This is a genomic window from Janthinobacterium sp. GW456P, from assembly GCF_002127655.1.
Classification (GTDB): domain Bacteria; phylum Pseudomonadota; class Gammaproteobacteria; order Burkholderiales; family Burkholderiaceae_D; genus Janthinobacterium.
Genome location: NZ_NEHB01000015.1, coordinates 117390 through 131907 on the forward strand (window position 1 = coordinate 117390; position 14518 = coordinate 131907).

Below are 14518 nucleotides of genomic sequence, written 5' to 3' on the forward strand. Positions count from 1 at the left end.
ACTTCACTACGAAACGAGCTTCATGTCTAATCCTGCCGACACCCTGCCTGCCCTGAGCATCGAACAGTTTTTACGCGCCATGCCGAAAGTGGAGCTGCATTGCCACCTGTTTGGCACGGTGCGCCAGGCCACTTTCCGCGCGCTGGCCGCCAAGACGGGCAATGTCGTCACCCCCGAGGAAATCGACGCGTTTTACACGCGCGGTGACAAGCCCGTCGGCGTGCTGCGCGTGCTGCGCGCGCTCGACGCGCACCTGATCGTTTCGCCGACGGACCTGTATTGCCTCGCCTACGAATACCTGGAAGACGCGCATGGCCACGGCGTGCGCTACGCGGAGTTCTTCTGGAACCCGACCGGCACCGTGCGCGTCTCGGGCATCCGCTACGAATCGGCGCAGGACGCCATCGTGGCCGCCATCCGCGACGCGCAAAGGGATTTTGGCGTGATCGGCCGTTTGATCCCCAGCATCGACCGCGAAGCGGCGCCCGCGGAAGCCGTGCAGATGGTGGAGTGGATGAAGGCCTACCGCGCGCCGGAAGTCATCGGCATCGGCATCGATTACCGCGAAAACGACCGTCCGCCGGAACTCTTCATCGAAGCCTACCGCGCTGCGCGCGCAGCCGGTTTCAAATGCACGGCGCATGCGGGCGAATTCGGCATGCCATGGATGAACGTGGCGACGGCGATTGATGACTTGCAGGTGGACCGGGTCGACCACGGCTATACCATCGTCGACAATCCGGAGCTGGCGCAGCGCTGCGTGGAACGGGGCCTGGTGTTTACCGTGGTGCCCACCAATTCGTATTATTTGCGCACCCTGGCGCCCGAGCGCTGGGCGCTCGATCACCCGATCCGCGCCATGGCCAAGCTGGGCCTGAAACTGCATCCGAACACGGACGATCCGACCCTGCACCACGTGACGCCGACGGGCGCCTGGATGATGATGCGCGAATTCGGCTTCGGCCTCGACGACATGCGCGGCTTCATGTTGAATGGCCTCGACGCGGCCTGGATAGACGAGTCCACGCGGCGCGACTGGCGCGCGCAATTTACGCGCGAATTCGACGCGTTGCGGGCAAGAGTCGTCGAGTAAATCAGGCCGATGCCGGTGGCGGGGCCAGCAGCGACGGAAACGCCCGCTGCGGGCAGCTTTGGCGCTCGCACACCTTGCAGCCCGTGCCGATCGGCGTGGCGCTGGAAGGGTCGTGCAAATCGAGTCCCTTCGAATAGATCAGGCGGTGCGCCTGCGAGATATCGCAGCCCAGCGCCACGGCAAAGGTTTTACCGGGCGCGCGGAAGCCCGGCGAGGCCGTGCTGACCTGGCGCGCGATCCATAAATACGTGCAGCCGTCGGGCATGCTGGCCACTTGCGTCAGCACTTGGCCCGGATGGCTGAAGGCGTCGTAGACGATCCACAACGGACACGTGCCGCCCACCCTGGAAAAGTGAAAATCCGTGGCCGACTGGCGCTTCGAGACATTGCCCGCGCGGTCGACGCGCACGAAGAAAAACGGCAAGCCCGCCGCGTCGGGGCGCTGCATGGTGCTCAAACGGTGGCACACGGCTTCGAAGCCCACGCCGAACTGGTGCGCCAGGCGCTCGATATCGTAGGCGCGCGTTTCCGCCGCCTGCAGGAAGCGTTGATACGGCATCAGCAGGGCGCCCGCGAAATAATTGGAAAACGCCAGGCGCGCGCCCGTCTGCGCGGCCGAGCCGGAGAGTCCTGCCGCCAGCACGAGCGCGTCGATCAAGTCGCTGTGCTCGAGCAGGCTGATTTGCGCCGCCATCTGGAAGGCGCGCTGGCCGCCCGTCAGAGTATCGGGCAGAAACAGGATCTGTTGCTGGGCGTCGTAGCGGTGCTTGCGTACCATGCCCGCGTCGCCATCGGACAAGCGCACCTGGATGCCGTGGCGCTCCAGCAGCCGGCCTTGCAGCGCGTCGAGCGTGCGCAGCGAGGGATCGAGATCGCCCGCCACCCGCTCGGCCGCCCGGTCCAGTTCATCGATATAGTTTTGCCGCCGGTTCAGGTATTCGCGCACTTCCTCGTCCGTGGACGGAGCCGCCGAGCTGGCGCCGCGGCTGCCGTCGTCGAGGCGTGCGGCCAGGGTGTCGGCTCGTTCCGCCATCACCCGGTAGCGCCGCTGCAAGAGCAAAATCGAGCGCGCCAGTTCCGGCATGTTTTCCACCAGCATTTTCAATTCCGCCATCGAGGTGGGCGGCGCGTCGGGCAATTCGCCGAACACGTCGCGCACGTCGGCCACCAGGCTGGCGCTGTCGTGTTCGGAAAAAATTTGCGGATCGACGCCCAGCACCGTGCCGATGCGCAGCAGGATTGGCACTGTCAGGGGGCGCTGGTTGCGCTCCATCTGGTTCAGGTAGCTGGGCGAGATGCCCAGGGCCTTGGCCAGCGCCACCTGCGTCATGCGCCGTTCTTCGCGCAGCCGCTGCAGGCGCACGCCCATGAAAACCTTTGCCATCGCGTTTCCTCATCTCCGGTTTGTGGAATCTGCAAATTTACAATCTTTGCAGATTAACAGATTCGTCTTTGCATTATCTCGCATTTTCACGCCTTGTTTGCGCTGGGGATTGTGCGAATAATGCAAACAGACCTATACCCCAACGAGGAGACACCGAGTGACCACGCAAAACACTATTCCGACCGTTCCACTGCTGATCAACGGCGAATGGCTTGAATCCCGCACCACCGTCTGGCGCGACGTCGTCAACCCCGCCACGCAGGAAGTCCTGGCCAAGGTGCCGTTCGCCACACCCGATGAAGTCAACGCGGCCATCGCCTCGGCCCAGCGCGCCTTCAAAACCTGGCGCAAGACGCCGATCGGCGCGCGCGCCCGCATTTTCCTCAAGCTGCAACAGCTGATCCGCGAAAACATGGCCGACCTGGCCGCCACCTTGACCATGGAACAGGGCAAGACTCTGCTCGACGCGGAAGGCGACGTCTTCCGCGGCTTGGAAGTGGTGGAACATGCGGCTAATATCGGCACCCTGCAGATGGGCGAGTTCGCGCAAAACGTGGCCGGCGGCGTCGATACCTACAGCGTGCTGCAGCCGCTGGGCGTGTGCGCCGGCATCMCCCCGTTTAACTTCCCCGCCATGATCCCGCTGTGGATGTTCCCGATGGCGATTGCCTGCGGTAATACCTTCGTGCTGAAACCATCGGAGCAAGACCCGCTCGTGACGGAAAAACTCGTGCGCCTGGCCTTGCAGGCGGGCATCCCGGCCGGCGTGCTGAACGTGATACACGGCGGCGAAGACGTCGTCAACGCCTTGTGCGACCATCCGGATATCAAGGCGATTTCCTTCGTCGGCTCCAGCAAGGTGGGTACGCATGTGTACCAGCGCGCCAGCATGAACGGCAAGCGCGCGCAATGCATGATGGGGGCCAAGAACCATGCCGTCGTCTTGCCTGATGCAAATAAAGAACAGACCCTGAACCAGTTGCTGGGCGCCGGTTTCGGCGCGGCCGGCCAGCGCTGCATGGCCGCCTCCGTCGCCGTGCTGGTGGGCGAGGCGCGCGAGTGGCTGCCGGAACTGGCCGCCAAGGCGCAAACCCTGACGGTGGGGGCGGGCAAGGACAATCCCGACCTGGGCCCCGTGATTTCCTGCGCGGCAAAAGAGCGCGTGCACAGCCTGGTCGCCAGGGGCATCGAGCAGGGCGCCGTGCTGACGCTCGATGGCCGCGACGTGAAGGTCGATGGCTATCCGAACGGCAACTTCGTCGGGCCGACGATTTTGTCTGGCGTGAAACCCGGCATGGTCGTGTATGACCAGGAAATCTTTGGCCCCGTCCTGATCGTCGTCGAAGTCGACACGCTCGATGAAGCGATTGCCTTGGTGAACGCGAATCCGAACGGTAACGGCACTGCGCTGTTTACGCAAAGTGGCGCGGCCGCGCGTTACTTCCAGGAAGAAATCGACGTGGGCCAGGTCGGCATCAACGTACCGATTCCCGTGCCCGTTCCCCTGTTCAGCTTTACGGGCTCGCGCGGCTCCAAGCTGGGCGACCTGGGCCCGTTCGGCAAGCAGGTGGTGCTGTTCTACACGCAGACGCAAACGATTACCCAGCGCTGGTTCACGGACGCGGCCTCGGTGGGCAAGGTCAACACCACCATCAGCCTCAAGTAAGGAGCTGGACCATGGACTTTGAACTGAGCGACGAGCAGCGCGAGTTCCAGCAGGCGGCGCGCGCGTTTGCCGAAGGGGAGCTGGCGCCGCACGCGGCGCATTGGGATGCGGAATCGATCTTTCCAGTGGAAACCATCGCCAAGGCGGGCGAGATGGGCTTTTGCGGCCTGTACACGCCGCAGCGCTGGGGCGGCCTGGGCCTGTCGCGCCAGGATGCCGCCATCGTCTTCGAGGAACTGGCCGGCGGCTGCACCTCGACGACGGCCTACATCACGATCCACAACATGGCCACCTGGATGCTGTCGCGCTGGGGGCAGGAAGCCCTGTGCGACGAATGGGTACCGGCCCTGGCCGCCGGCCAGAAGCTGGCCAGCTATTGCCTGACGGAACCGCAATCGGGTTCCGACGCGGCGTCCTTGCGCACGAAGGCGGTGAAGGAAGGCGACTTTTATGTGCTGGACGGCACGAAAGCGTTTATCTCGGGCGCGGGCCAGACGGACATGCTGATCGTCATGGCGCGTACCGGCGGCGAGGGCGCGGCCGGTATTTCCGCCTTTGCCGTGCCGGCGAATCTGCCCGGCATCGTGTATGGCAAGAAAGAAGAAAAGATGGGCTGGAACAGCCAGCCCACGCGCATCATCAGCTTCGACCAGGTGAAAGTGCCGGCCGCAAACTTGCTGGGCGCGGAAGGCGAAGGCTTTGCGATTGCCATGAAAGGCATCGATGGCGGCCGCATAAATATCGCCGTGTGCTCGGTGGGCACGGCGCAGGCGGCCCTCACGCGGGCGCAGGTCTACATGCAGGAGCGCAAGCAGTTCGGCCGCGAGCTGGCCCAGTTCCAAGCCTTGCAATTCAAGCTGGCCGACATGCTGACGGAGCTGGTGGCGGCGCGCCAGATGGTGCGCCTGGCGGCCTGGAAGCTGGACCAGGAAAGCCCGGATGCGACGGCATATTGCGCCATGGCCAAGCGGTTCGCCACGGATGTGGGTTTTAACGTGTGCAACGACGCGCTGCAATTGCACGGCGGCTACGGCTACATCCGCGAGTACCCGCTCGAGCGCCACGTGCGCGACACACGGGTACATCAAATCCTGGAAGGGACGAATGAAATCATGCGCCTGATCGTCGCGCGAGCGATTTTGAAAGACGGCGCCACGGAGACCTTACGATGACTAAAGTGTATACAAATTTACTGCTGGAACGCCGTGGCCATACGGCCCTGGTGACCCTCGACAACCCGCCCGCCCACACGTGGACCTTGGCCAGCCTGAACGCGCTGACGCAGCTGGTGGCCGATCTGAATCTTGATCCGGACGTGTACGCGCTCGTGATCACGGGCGGCGGCGCGAAGTTCTTCTCGGCCGGCGCCGACTTGAACGTGTTTGCTGACGGAAACAAAGACACGGCGTTCGCCATGGCCGCCGCCTTTGGCGAGGCGTTCGAGGCGCTGTCCGCGTTTCGCGGCGTCAGCATCGCCGCCATCAATGGCTATGCCATGGGCGGCGGACTCGAATGCGCGCTGGCCTGCGATATCCGCATCGCCGAGGAACATGCGCAGATGGCCTTGCCGGAAGCCTCGGTCGGCTTGCTGCCGTGCGCGGGCGGCACGCAGCATTTGCCGTGGCTGGTGGGCGAAGGCTGGGCCAAGCGCATGATCCTGTGCGGCGAGCGGGTCGATGCGGCCAAGGCCCTGGCCATCGGCCTCGTCGAGGAAGTTGTACCGACAGGCAAGGCTGCCGCCACGGCGCTGGCCCTGGCCGCCAAGGTGGCGCGCCAGAGTCCCAGCAGCGTGACCGCGTGCAAGACCCTGATTCAGGGTGCGCGCAGCCATCCGCTGGTCGATTCCCTGCCCGATGAACGCACCCTGTTCCTGGGCCTGTTCGATACGCAAGACCAGAAAGAGGGCGTGCAGGCGTTCCTGGAAAAACGTCCGGCGGAGTGGAAGAATGGTTGAGACTTTGCTTGAAACCGTGAAAATCGAGGAGCGCGACTGCCCCGGCGGCATGAAGCTGGGCGTCATCACCCTCGACGCGCCGAAGTCCCTGCACGCGCTGACCCTGGAGATGATACGCGCCATCGACGGCGCCCTCGTGCGCTGGGCCGCTGACGATGCCGTCGCCTGCGTGGTGCTGCAATCGTCGACCGACAAGGCCTTTTGCGCGGGCGGCGACGTGCGCAGCCTGCGCGCGGCCGTGGCCGAGCAACCGGGTGTCGTGCCGAACCCGCAAGCGCTGGCCTTCTTTGCCGAGGAATACCGGCTCGACCACCGCATCCATGCCTATGCAAAACCGCTGCTGGTATGGGGCGGCGGCATCGTCATGGGCGGCGGCCTGGGCCTGATGGCCGGTGCCAGCCATCGCGTGGTGACGGAAAGCACGCGCATTGCCATGCCGGAAATCACGATCGGCCTGTTCCCCGACGTGGGCGGCAGCTGGTTCCTGGGCCGCATGCCGGGACGCAGCGGCCTATTCCTGGGCTTGACGGGCGCGCCGCTGAACGCGGCCGACGCGTTGTTTACTGGCCTGGGCGACTATTTCCTGCGCCAGGAAGAGCGCGCCATGGTGCTCGATGCGCTGGCGCTGGCGCAATGGCAAGCCAGCCCGCAGGCGAACAGCGCGCAGCTGGACCGCCTGCTGCGCGGCTTCTCGGCGCCCGCGTCCATGCTGCCCGTCTCCGAAGTGCGCGCCAACTTCGACGCCATCGCGGCGCTGACGCAAGCGCCCACCCTGCCCGAAGTGGTGGCCGCCATTGCCGCGTATGACGGCGATTCGGTGTGGCTGCAAAAGGCGGCCCATTCGCTCGACAAGGGCGCGCCCAGCTCGGCGGCCCTCGTGTGGGCCATGCGCGAGCGCACACGTCATCTGAGCCTGGCGCAAGTGTTCCAGTTGGAACTCATTGTCGCCGTGCAATGCTGCGCCCATGGCGACTTCAGCGAAGGGGTGCGCGCCTTGTTGATCGACAAGGACAACGCGCCGCAATGGCAGCCGGCCAGCCTGGCCGACGTCAGCGCAGCGTATCTGGAAGAATATTTCACCGCGCCGTGGAGCACGCATCCGTTGGCGGATCTGCATTAAAAGAAAAACAGGAGATTTTTACCATGCAACATATCGCTTTCATCGGCTTGGGCAACATGGGTGCGCCGATGGCCCGCAACCTGGTCGCCGCCGGCTTCCACGTGTCCGTGTTCGACCTGGCGCCGGCGGCCGTGGCCTCGCTGGTCGAGGCGGGCGCCACGGCGGCCGCGTCCGCCAGCGCGGCCGTGCAGACGGCGGACGCCGTCATCACCATGCTGCCAGCCAACAAGCATGTGCAGGAACTGTACCTGGCGGCCGGCGGCGTGCTCGACTCGGCCAAGCCCGGTGCCCTGTTCATCGACTGCAGCACCATCGCCGCGGACGTGGCGCGGCAAGTGGCGCAGGCGGCCAGCGCGCGGGGCTTTGCCATGATCGATGCGCCCGTCTCGGGCGGCACGGCGGGCGCGGCGGCCGGCACCCTGACCTTCATCGTCGGCGGTTCCGATGCCGCCTTGCAGCAGGCGCGTCCCCTGCTGGAAAAGATGGGCAAGAACATTTTCCATGCGGGCGAGGCGGGCGCGGGCCAGGTGGCGAAGATTTGCAACAACATGCTGCTGGGCATTCTAATGGCGGGGACGGCCGAGGCGCTGAACCTGGGCGTGGCGCACGGCCTGGATCCGAAAGTGTTGTCCGACATCATGGCCAAGAGTTCGGGCCGCAACTGGACCCTGGAAGTGTACAACCCGTGGCCCGGCGTCATGGAAGGCACGCCCGCGTCGCGCAATTACACGGGCGGCTTCGGCACGGCGCTGATGCTGAAGGACCTGGGCCTGGCGCAGCAATCGGCCCTGGCGGCGAACGCGCCCACGCCCTTGGGCGGGCTGGTGCGCCAGCTGTACCAGATGCATGCGCAAGCCGGCTATGCGCAGCAGGATTTCTCCAGCATCGTGCAGATGCTGCAGCCGGGCTTGGATAAACCCGCCTGAGGAATTTTGGACAAAAAAAAGCCCGCTGGTGAAAGCGGGCTAAATCCAATTCTTGGAAGAGTTGGAGGAGACAGATGCATTATGCTGCATCGCCACATATAACTCCAATTTATCTTTGGAATATCAAATATAGATTTCCGTGATATCTCTTCCTGGCAGCCGCGTCGCGGCTGCCAGCATCACCGCATCAGGCCGGATTGCAGGCGATTTGCACGGTGGTCACGTTCGCTTCGCCCATGACGCCGACGCCGGTGTTCGGCGCCACGCTGCATTTCAAGCCGGTCGGCTGGGTAAATATGCTGATGCCATACGTGTCGCCATCGGGCACACGCGACCCCAGGGTGAAGGTCGTGCTGCCCTTGGTCACCGCGGTTTGCGCATTGCCGTTGATCAGGACCAGGCCGTCGGCCGTCAGGCCAGTTACCGTGCCGCCTACCGTGTAGGTATTTTGCGAGCAGATGACCGCTGCCTGGATGCTCAGGTAGTGACCGGCCGAACCGGTTCCGCCACTGATGCTGCAATTCATGTGGGCTGGCTGGTTTTGCACGGTGATGTTGTACTCGGTGCCATAGTCGATGCGCTTGGCAAAGGTGAACGAGGTCTGGCCCGCGGTAATCGGGAGATTGACGCCGCCGTTGGCCAGCACCAGGCCGTTGGTGTTCAGGTTGGTGATGGTGCCGCTGACATCGTACGAGGCCTTGCCGCCGCAAGCAGCCAGTCCCAGGGTCAACAGCAGCGCGGCGAGAGGGCGCAGGCAGGATAACTTCATGTATTTCTCCAATGCAATATAGTGGTGACGAATCGCGTCGCTTACAGCGCCGTGCAGTTCAGTGTGGCGCCGGTCGTGGCGGCCGAGCCCATGGTGCCGATGACATCGCGGCCGTTGGCGCTGGCAGAGCCCACGAAACTGCATGTCTGGCCCGTTGGATATGTCGCGATGGAAATATTGTAGGCGATGCCGTCATTGACATTCGGGAACGTATAGCTGGTGCTGCCTTTCAGCGGGCTGGTGGTGGTATTGCCGATGGCCAAGGTCAAACCGTCGGCGGTCAGGCCCGTGATGGTGCCGCTCAGCGGATAGGTATTGGTCACGCAGCTGACGAAGGCCGTGGTCACGGTATAGCTCGATGCCTTGCCGGCGCCATTGGTAATCGTGCACACGGCGCCCTTTGGCTGTTGCGCGATGGTGATATCGTAGCGGTCATCGGTGTTGACCAGCTTGGTGAAAACAAAGGAGGTCTGGCCTGAGGCGACAGGCAGGCTTTCGCCATTATTCAGCAGAATCAGGCCATCTTTTGCCAGATTGGAGACTTGGCCGCTCAGATACAGGTTGCCGCCGCTGCCGCCGCAGGCCGCCAATGTGACGGCGCAAGCCGCCGCCAGCATCGAGCGCAGGTACAAATTTTTCATACATTCTCCAAAACGAATTAGGTTGGGTAGCGCAACGCGGACGCTGGCGCCGCATTGGAATGGCGCCTATTTTAGTCTATCTGGCAAGCTGAATGATCTTGCCTTGTATCACCCTGTAACAATTTTTCGCCGGGAAGCGGCGGTCCGGCCCCATTTCATGGGGGCGCAGCCATGCCGGAGGCGGCGATCGGTGCGACAATAGATGCAGGCTGCGCACTGTGGCGCGGCATCCACCGTGAGTCCCATGTCCTTTGCTCCTGTAAAACCTGCCGTGCCGCCCAAGGCCATCCTGTTCGACCTCGACGATACCTTGTGGCCCATCGCGCCCGTGATTGCCGCCGCCGAGACCCTGCTGCACGACTGGCTGGCCACGCATGCGCCCAAGGTGGCGCAGCAGTTTTCCATCGAGCTGTTGCGCCAGCATCGTCTGGCCATGCTCAATGAACAACCGCATTTCCATGGCAATTTGATCGAGCTGCGCCGCGCGGGCTTGCTGACCGCCTTCGAGGCCGCAGGCGAAGATCCCGCCCTGGTCGACGGCGCCATTGCGCAGTTCCTGGCGGCGCGCCATCGCGTGCAGCCGTATGAGGATGTCTTGCCGGGCCTGGCCTGGATGGGCCAGCGCATGCTGGTCGGCTCGATCTCGAATGGCAATGCGGACCTTGACATTATCGGCCTGGCGCGGCATTTCAAGGTATCGATTGCCGCCAGCGATTTTGGCGTCGCCAAGCCTGACGCCAGCATCTTCCTGGCCGCTTGCGCCGCGCTGGGCGTGGCGCCGCATGAGGCCGTGTATGTCGGCGATGACTTGTATTTCGATGTGACGGGGGCGCAAGGGGCGGGCATGCGTGCCGTGTGGATGAACCGCAAGGGCAGCGACGCCCATCTGGCCGCCGGCGTGCAGCCCGACGCCATCTGTGCCAACTTTGATGAATTGCTGCTGTGGCTGCAGGGGCAACTGGAAGATTGATCGCCGTCGGACGGACGAACGTGCATAATAGCTGCTGTTGATGCACGTTCGGCCGCTTTCGTTGCCGCTTGCTTGAACGAATACTTGCTTAAGAATACTTGCTTAAATAAAACATCATGCAACTCGATACACGTGCCCAAACACTGCTGAAAGCCCTGGTCGAGCGATATATCGCCGATGGCCTGCCGGTCGGTTCGCGCGCCTTGTCGAAAATTTCCGGCCTCGACCTGTCGCCGGCCACGATCCGCAACATCATGGCCGACCTGGAAGAGCTCGGTTATGTGTCCAGTCCGCATACTTCGGCCGGACGCATCCCCACGCCGCGCGGCTACCGCATCTTTGTCGACACCTTGCTGACCGTCCGGCATCTGGACGAGCACATGGTCGAGTCGCGCATGCGCCTGCAGACGCCGCAGCCGCAAAAGACCATCGCCAACGCGGCGCAGATGCTGTCGTCGCTGTCGCAGTTCGCCGGCGTCGTGCTCAGCCCGCGCCGCGAATCCGTGTTCCAGCAAATCGAATTCCTGCGTCTGTCCGAAAAACGCATCCTGCTCGTTATCGTCGCTCCCGGCGGCGACGTGCAGAACCGTTTATTGCTGACGGAGGCCGACTATACGCCGGCGCAACTGATGCAATCGGCTAATTACATCAACCAGAATTATGGCGGCCTGTCGTTCGACGCCGTGCGCGTGCGCCTGCAAGGCGAGCTGCGCCAGTTGCGCGACGACATGGGCAGCCTGATGCAGGCGGCCGTGGAAGCGGGCAGCGAAGCGATGGCCGACCATAGCGACGACATGGTCATTTCCGGCGAGCGCAACTTGCTCAGCGTGAGCGATCTGTCATCGAATATGCATTCGCTGCGCCAGATGTTCGACATGTTCGAGCAAAAGACGGGCTTGATGCAGCTGCTCGACGTGTCGAGCAAGGCGACGGGCGTGCAGATTTTCATCGGCGGCGAATCGAATCTGGTGCCGATGGACGAGATGAGCGTGGTGACGGCGCCGTATGAAGTCAACGGCAAGATCGTGGGAACGTTGGGAGTGATCGGACCGACGCGCATGGCTTACGAGCGCGTCATCCCGATTGTCGATATCACCGCTAAATTACTGTCGAGCGCGCTCAGCCATCATTGATGCGGTTCAATGCCGCGCCAGCCGGCCCCTTGCGGGAACGGTCGGCGTGGGTCAGGCTGTTTTGTGCGGGCAAGCTGTCTTGGTGCAGTTGCCGTAGATGGCCAGGGCGTGTTCGGCGATCTTGAAGCCGCGCTCTTCGGCCACTTTTTGCTGGCGGATTTCGATTTCTTCGTCGAAGAACTCTTCGACCCGGCCACAATCGAGGCACACCAGGTGGTCGTGGTGAGAGCCTTCGTTGAGTTCGAAAATCGCCTTGCCGGTTTCAAAATGGTTGCGGTTAAGCAAGCCGGCTTGTTCAAATTGCGTGAGGACACGGTAGACAGTTGCCAATCCGACATCCATATTGTCGGCCAGCAGAATCTTGTAGACATCTTCCGCGGTCAGGTGGCGTACCGGGCTACTCTGGAAGATATCGAGTATCTTCAGCCGTGGCAGGGTGGCTTTCAGGCCGCTTGCCTTGAGATCACTAGGATTGTTACTCATGTTTGTTGCTCGTATGTGGGTCAGGTGCTTTATCATATAGCGTTTTGTCGGGGAGTGCCAAAATATGCTTTTTTTTGGCGGGCCGGTCACTCCTGGCGTTTTGTTCATCCAATTGAGGTCATTTATGCGCGTAACCCCGGCTGTATTGCCATCTCTCTGGCACCGTATTTCATTTCGAGCACCAGTCGTGGCAGGCATGGTCTGTGTCGCGCTGGCCGTGTCCGGCTGCGCCAACCGTGGCATACTTGGCGAAAAGCCGGCAGCTGCTCAAAAAGAAGGCAAGGAACTGGTCCCCGAACAGGGCGCACAAACGACCACCATCACGCCGCTGCAAAAATTCATGTGGTTTTTCTCGCCCTACCGTCCTGACATTCAACAAGGCAACTTTGTCTCCGAAGAGATGCTGGCCCAGTTGAAAGTGGGCATGACGCGTGACCAGGTGCGTTTCGTTCTCGGCACTTCGCTGCTGACCGATATCTTCCATGCCGACCGCTGGGATTATCCATTCCGCCTGGCGCGGGGCAGTGGCGAAACCACCAGTAGCCGCGTGGTCGTGTACTTCGGCAAGGATGGCAAGGTTGAACGTTTCGAAGGCGGCAACTTGCCGACGGAGAAAGAATATATCGACCGTATCGCCGGTCCGTCGCCATTCGCCAAGGTCGCCAAGGCCGACGTGCCTGCCGCCGTCGTGCCATCGCCCGTGGCGCCAAGCGCCGTGCCGGTACCAGCCGATGCCGCCCCGGCCATTCCTGTGAGCAAGCCGGAAGTTGCACCAGCAACGGCGCCTGCCGCCGAGCCAGCACCTGCGCCTGCCGCCGAACCCACCAAATAAGTTGTTGTAAGAGAATAAAATGACTGAACTGAAAATCGCCATCGCTGGCGCCAGCGGCCGCATGGGCCATATCCTGATCGAAGCGGTCAGCAACGCGCCCGACGCCGTGCTGGCCGGCGCCCTCGACCGCGCCGGTTCGCCCTCCGTCGGCCAGGATGCCGCCGCCTTCCTCGGCAAGCCTGCCGGCGTGCTGATCGAGTCAAGCCTGGCCACCGGCCTGGCCCATGCCGATTACCTGATCGACTTCACGCGCCCCGAAGGCACTTTGCAGCACCTGGCGTATTGCGCCGAGCATGGCATCAAGATGATCATCGGCACCACCGGTTTCGATGACGCGGGCAAGGCCGCCATTGCCGCCGCCGCCGAAAAGACGGCCATCATGTTCGCGCCGAACATGAGCGTGGGCGTGAATGTCACCATGAAACTGCTGGAACTGGCCGCGAAAAGCCTGTCCGAAGGCTACGACATCGAGATTATCGAAGCCCATCACCGCCACAAGGTCGATGCGCCGTCGGGCACGGCCCTGCAAATGGGCGAAGTGGTGGCCGGCGCCCTGGGCCGCGACCTGAAGGAATGCGCCGTGTACGGCCGCGAAGGCGTGACGGGCGAGCGCGACCCGTCGACCATCGGCTTTGCCACCATCCGCGGCGGCGATATCGTCGGCGACCATACGGTGCTGTTTGCCGGCATCGGCGAGCGCATCGAGATCAGCCACAAGTCGAGCAGCCGCGTCACCTACGCCCACGGCGCCCTGCGCGCTGCGCGTTTCCTGGCCGACAAGCCGACGGGCCTGTTCGACATGCAGGATGTGCTATCGCTGAAGAACTGAGGAAGATCATGGCCACTGCGCTCCTGAATGGAAAAGACATCACCGATGAAGCGAGTTTTCACGCGCAATGCGTGCAAGCCTTCGGTTTCCCCGAGTTCTACGGCAACAGCATGGATGCCTGGGTCGATTGTCTCAGCTACCTGCGCGACGATGAAAACATGACGCAGTTCCGTTTGAAACCGAACGAAGTGCTGGATATCGTGGTGCAGGACGCTGACGCGATGAAGGCGCAAGTGCCTGATTTGCTGGAAGAAATCACGTTTTGCATCGCCGGCATCAATGAGCGCTATGACGATTACGGCGAGAAGCCGGCGCTGAAGCTGACTCTGAAATAATTTCGTAGATACTGTTATCCTCGTCAAGCGGCGTGCAAGGCCGGATCAAATATTTTTCCCGACCTGAGCACGCCGAATGCCACGTGCACCAGCTTGCGCATCATGGCGCCGATGATCAGCTTGGGCGCTTTGCCGGCGTCACGCAGGCGCTGACCGAAGCGCTTGCCCCAAAGCGTCTTATGGACGGCCACCATGGCCGGCATGTACAGTGCCTTGCGCAGGAAACTGTGGCCGACCTTCGACATGCGTGGCTTGCCACGCACGCTGGAACCCGACTCGTGCTGGCGCGGATCGAGGCCCGCAAACGCCACGGCTTGCTTGGCGCTGTCGAAGCGCTCAGGATTGGCGTAGTAGGACAGCAGCACGGGAATCGTGCGCTCGCC

General features: G+C 62.8%; 16 protein-coding genes. 11 read left to right on the plus strand and 5 right to left on the minus strand.

What is annotated here, in order from left to right; genetic code table 11:
* The first annotated feature begins 22 nt into the window (after positions 1 to 22).
* On the plus strand, positions 23 to 1093 hold the full coding sequence (locus CBW66_RS16040) for an adenosine deaminase (RefSeq protein ID WP_086138710.1): 1071 nt from the start codon (positions 23 to 25) through the stop codon (positions 1091 to 1093).
* Between the two features lies 1 nt (position 1094).
* On the opposite strand, the gene CBW66_RS16045 is transcribed toward CBW66_RS16040, so the two are convergent.
* Entirely contained in the window at positions 1095 to 2477 is a 1383-nt protein-coding gene (locus CBW66_RS16045; protein WP_086138711.1) for a short-chain fatty acyl-CoA regulator family protein, read from the minus strand.
* Between the two features lie 157 nt (positions 2478 to 2634).
* Here CBW66_RS16045 and CBW66_RS16050 point away from each other — a divergent pair, with 157 nt between their 5' ends.
* The 5 genes from CBW66_RS16050 to mmsB are packed head-to-tail and all read left to right on the plus strand — an operon-like array spanning position 2635 to position 8143.
* Positions 2635 to 4143 (plus strand): CoA-acylating methylmalonate-semialdehyde dehydrogenase, encoded by a 1509-nt coding sequence (locus CBW66_RS16050; RefSeq protein ID WP_086138712.1) that lies wholly within the window; start codon positions 2635 to 2637, stop codon positions 4141 to 4143.
* Positions 4144 to 4154: 11 nt separating this feature from the next.
* Positions 4155 to 5315 (plus strand): acyl-CoA dehydrogenase family protein, encoded by a 1161-nt coding sequence (locus CBW66_RS16055; protein ID WP_086138713.1) that lies wholly within the window; start codon positions 4155 to 4157, stop codon positions 5313 to 5315.
* Positions 5312 to 6097, plus strand: a complete 786-nt coding sequence (locus CBW66_RS16060) for an enoyl-CoA hydratase (RefSeq protein WP_086138714.1) — start codon at positions 5312 to 5314, stop codon at positions 6095 to 6097. The genes CBW66_RS16055 and CBW66_RS16060 overlap by 4 nt, the downstream gene beginning before the upstream one ends.
* Entirely contained in the window at positions 6090 to 7217 is a 1128-nt protein-coding gene (locus tag CBW66_RS16065; protein WP_086138715.1) for an enoyl-CoA hydratase/isomerase family protein, read from the plus strand. The genes CBW66_RS16060 and CBW66_RS16065 overlap by 8 nt, the downstream gene beginning before the upstream one ends.
* Positions 7218 to 7240: 23 nt before the next feature.
* Positions 7241 to 8143: a 3-hydroxyisobutyrate dehydrogenase gene (gene mmsB, locus CBW66_RS16070; RefSeq protein ID WP_086138716.1), complete on the plus strand. Its 903-nt coding sequence runs from the start codon at positions 7241 to 7243 to the stop codon at positions 8141 to 8143.
* A 187-nt stretch (positions 8144 to 8330) separates the two neighbouring features.
* Here mmsB and CBW66_RS16075 read toward each other — a convergent pair whose 3' ends face one another.
* Together CBW66_RS16075 and CBW66_RS16080 are read right to left on the minus strand one after the other, a co-directional pair.
* Entirely contained in the window at positions 8331 to 8912 is a 582-nt protein-coding gene (locus CBW66_RS16075) for a hypothetical protein (RefSeq protein WP_086138717.1), read from the minus strand.
* Positions 8913 to 8953: 41 nt separating this feature from the next.
* Positions 8954 to 9553, minus strand: coding sequence for a hypothetical protein (locus CBW66_RS16080; protein WP_086138718.1), 600 nt, complete (start codon positions 9551 to 9553; stop codon positions 8954 to 8956).
* 244 nt (positions 9554 to 9797) lie between these two features.
* Between CBW66_RS16080 and CBW66_RS16085 the strand changes: the two genes are divergently transcribed.
* Together CBW66_RS16085 and hrcA are read left to right on the plus strand one after the other, a co-directional pair.
* On the plus strand, positions 9798 to 10523 hold the full coding sequence (locus tag CBW66_RS16085) for an HAD family hydrolase (RefSeq protein WP_170932887.1): 726 nt from the start codon (positions 9798 to 9800) through the stop codon (positions 10521 to 10523).
* A 116-nt stretch (positions 10524 to 10639) separates the two neighbouring features.
* Positions 10640 to 11656 (plus strand): heat-inducible transcriptional repressor HrcA, encoded by a 1017-nt coding sequence (gene hrcA / locus CBW66_RS16090; protein WP_086138720.1) that lies wholly within the window; start codon positions 10640 to 10642, stop codon positions 11654 to 11656.
* A 51-nt stretch (positions 11657 to 11707) separates the two neighbouring features.
* Here the strand turns inward: hrcA and fur are convergent, their stop codons facing one another.
* On the minus strand, positions 11708 to 12139 hold the full coding sequence (fur, locus tag CBW66_RS16095; protein ID WP_034745717.1) for a ferric iron uptake transcriptional regulator: 432 nt from the start codon (positions 12137 to 12139) through the stop codon (positions 11708 to 11710).
* 196 nt (positions 12140 to 12335) lie between these two features.
* On the opposite strand from fur, the gene CBW66_RS16100 reads away from it, so the two are divergent.
* Genes CBW66_RS16100 through CBW66_RS16110 form a run of 3 tightly spaced genes read left to right on the plus strand, consistent with a single transcriptional unit; the run spans position 12336 to position 14135 of the window.
* On the plus strand, positions 12336 to 12971 hold the full coding sequence (locus CBW66_RS16100; RefSeq protein WP_230492335.1) for an outer membrane protein assembly factor BamE: 636 nt from the start codon (positions 12336 to 12338) through the stop codon (positions 12969 to 12971).
* A gap of 19 nt (positions 12972 to 12990) precedes the next feature.
* Positions 12991 to 13800: a 4-hydroxy-tetrahydrodipicolinate reductase gene (gene dapB / locus CBW66_RS16105; RefSeq protein WP_086138721.1), complete on the plus strand. Its 810-nt coding sequence runs from the start codon at positions 12991 to 12993 to the stop codon at positions 13798 to 13800.
* An 8-nt stretch (positions 13801 to 13808) separates the two neighbouring features.
* Entirely contained in the window at positions 13809 to 14135 is a 327-nt protein-coding gene (locus CBW66_RS16110; protein WP_086138722.1) for a barstar family protein, read from the plus strand.
* A 23-nt stretch (positions 14136 to 14158) separates the two neighbouring features.
* On the opposite strand, the gene CBW66_RS16115 is transcribed toward CBW66_RS16110, so the two are convergent.
* On the minus strand, positions 14159 to 14518 hold a 360-nt coding region (locus tag CBW66_RS16115; protein ID WP_139843055.1), incomplete at its 5' end, for a transposase.

What these genes read in the sequence shown, in the direction of transcription:
- hrcA (WP_086138720.1), top strand. Translation starts at nt 10,640, where the DNA reads ATGCAACTCGATACACGTGCCCAAACACTGCTGAAAGCCCTGGTCGAG.
- CBW66_RS16080 (WP_086138718.1), bottom strand. Translation starts at nt 9,553, where the DNA reads ATGAAAAATTTGTACCTGCGCTCGATGCTGGCGGCGGCTTGCGCCGTC.
- mmsB (WP_086138716.1), top strand. Translation starts at nt 7,241, where the DNA reads ATGCAACATATCGCTTTCATCGGCTTGGGCAACATGGGTGCGCCGATG.
- CBW66_RS16045 (WP_086138711.1), bottom strand. Translation starts at nt 2,477, where the DNA reads ATGGCAAAGGTTTTCATGGGCGTGCGCCTGCAGCGGCTGCGCGAAGAA.
- CBW66_RS16065 (WP_086138715.1), top strand. Translation starts at nt 6,090, where the DNA reads ATGGTTGAGACTTTGCTTGAAACCGTGAAAATCGAGGAGCGCGACTGC.
- CBW66_RS16060 (WP_086138714.1), top strand. Translation starts at nt 5,312, where the DNA reads ATGACTAAAGTGTATACAAATTTACTGCTGGAACGCCGTGGCCATACG.
- CBW66_RS16100 (WP_230492335.1), top strand. Translation starts at nt 12,336, where the DNA reads ATGGTCTGTGTCGCGCTGGCCGTGTCCGGCTGCGCCAACCGTGGCATA.
- fur (WP_034745717.1), bottom strand. Translation starts at nt 12,139, where the DNA reads ATGAGTAACAATCCTAGTGATCTCAAGGCAAGCGGCCTGAAAGCCACC.
- CBW66_RS16075 (WP_086138717.1), bottom strand. Translation starts at nt 8,912, where the DNA reads ATGAAGTTATCCTGCCTGCGCCCTCTCGCCGCGCTGCTGTTGACCCTG.
- CBW66_RS16040 (WP_086138710.1), top strand. Translation starts at nt 23, where the DNA reads ATGTCTAATCCTGCCGACACCCTGCCTGCCCTGAGCATCGAACAGTTT.
- dapB (WP_086138721.1), top strand. Translation starts at nt 12,991, where the DNA reads ATGACTGAACTGAAAATCGCCATCGCTGGCGCCAGCGGCCGCATGGGC.
- CBW66_RS16055 (WP_086138713.1), top strand. Translation starts at nt 4,155, where the DNA reads ATGGACTTTGAACTGAGCGACGAGCAGCGCGAGTTCCAGCAGGCGGCG.
- CBW66_RS16085 (WP_170932887.1), top strand. Translation starts at nt 9,798, where the DNA reads ATGTCCTTTGCTCCTGTAAAACCTGCCGTGCCGCCCAAGGCCATCCTG.
- CBW66_RS16110 (WP_086138722.1), top strand. Translation starts at nt 13,809, where the DNA reads ATGGCCACTGCGCTCCTGAATGGAAAAGACATCACCGATGAAGCGAGT.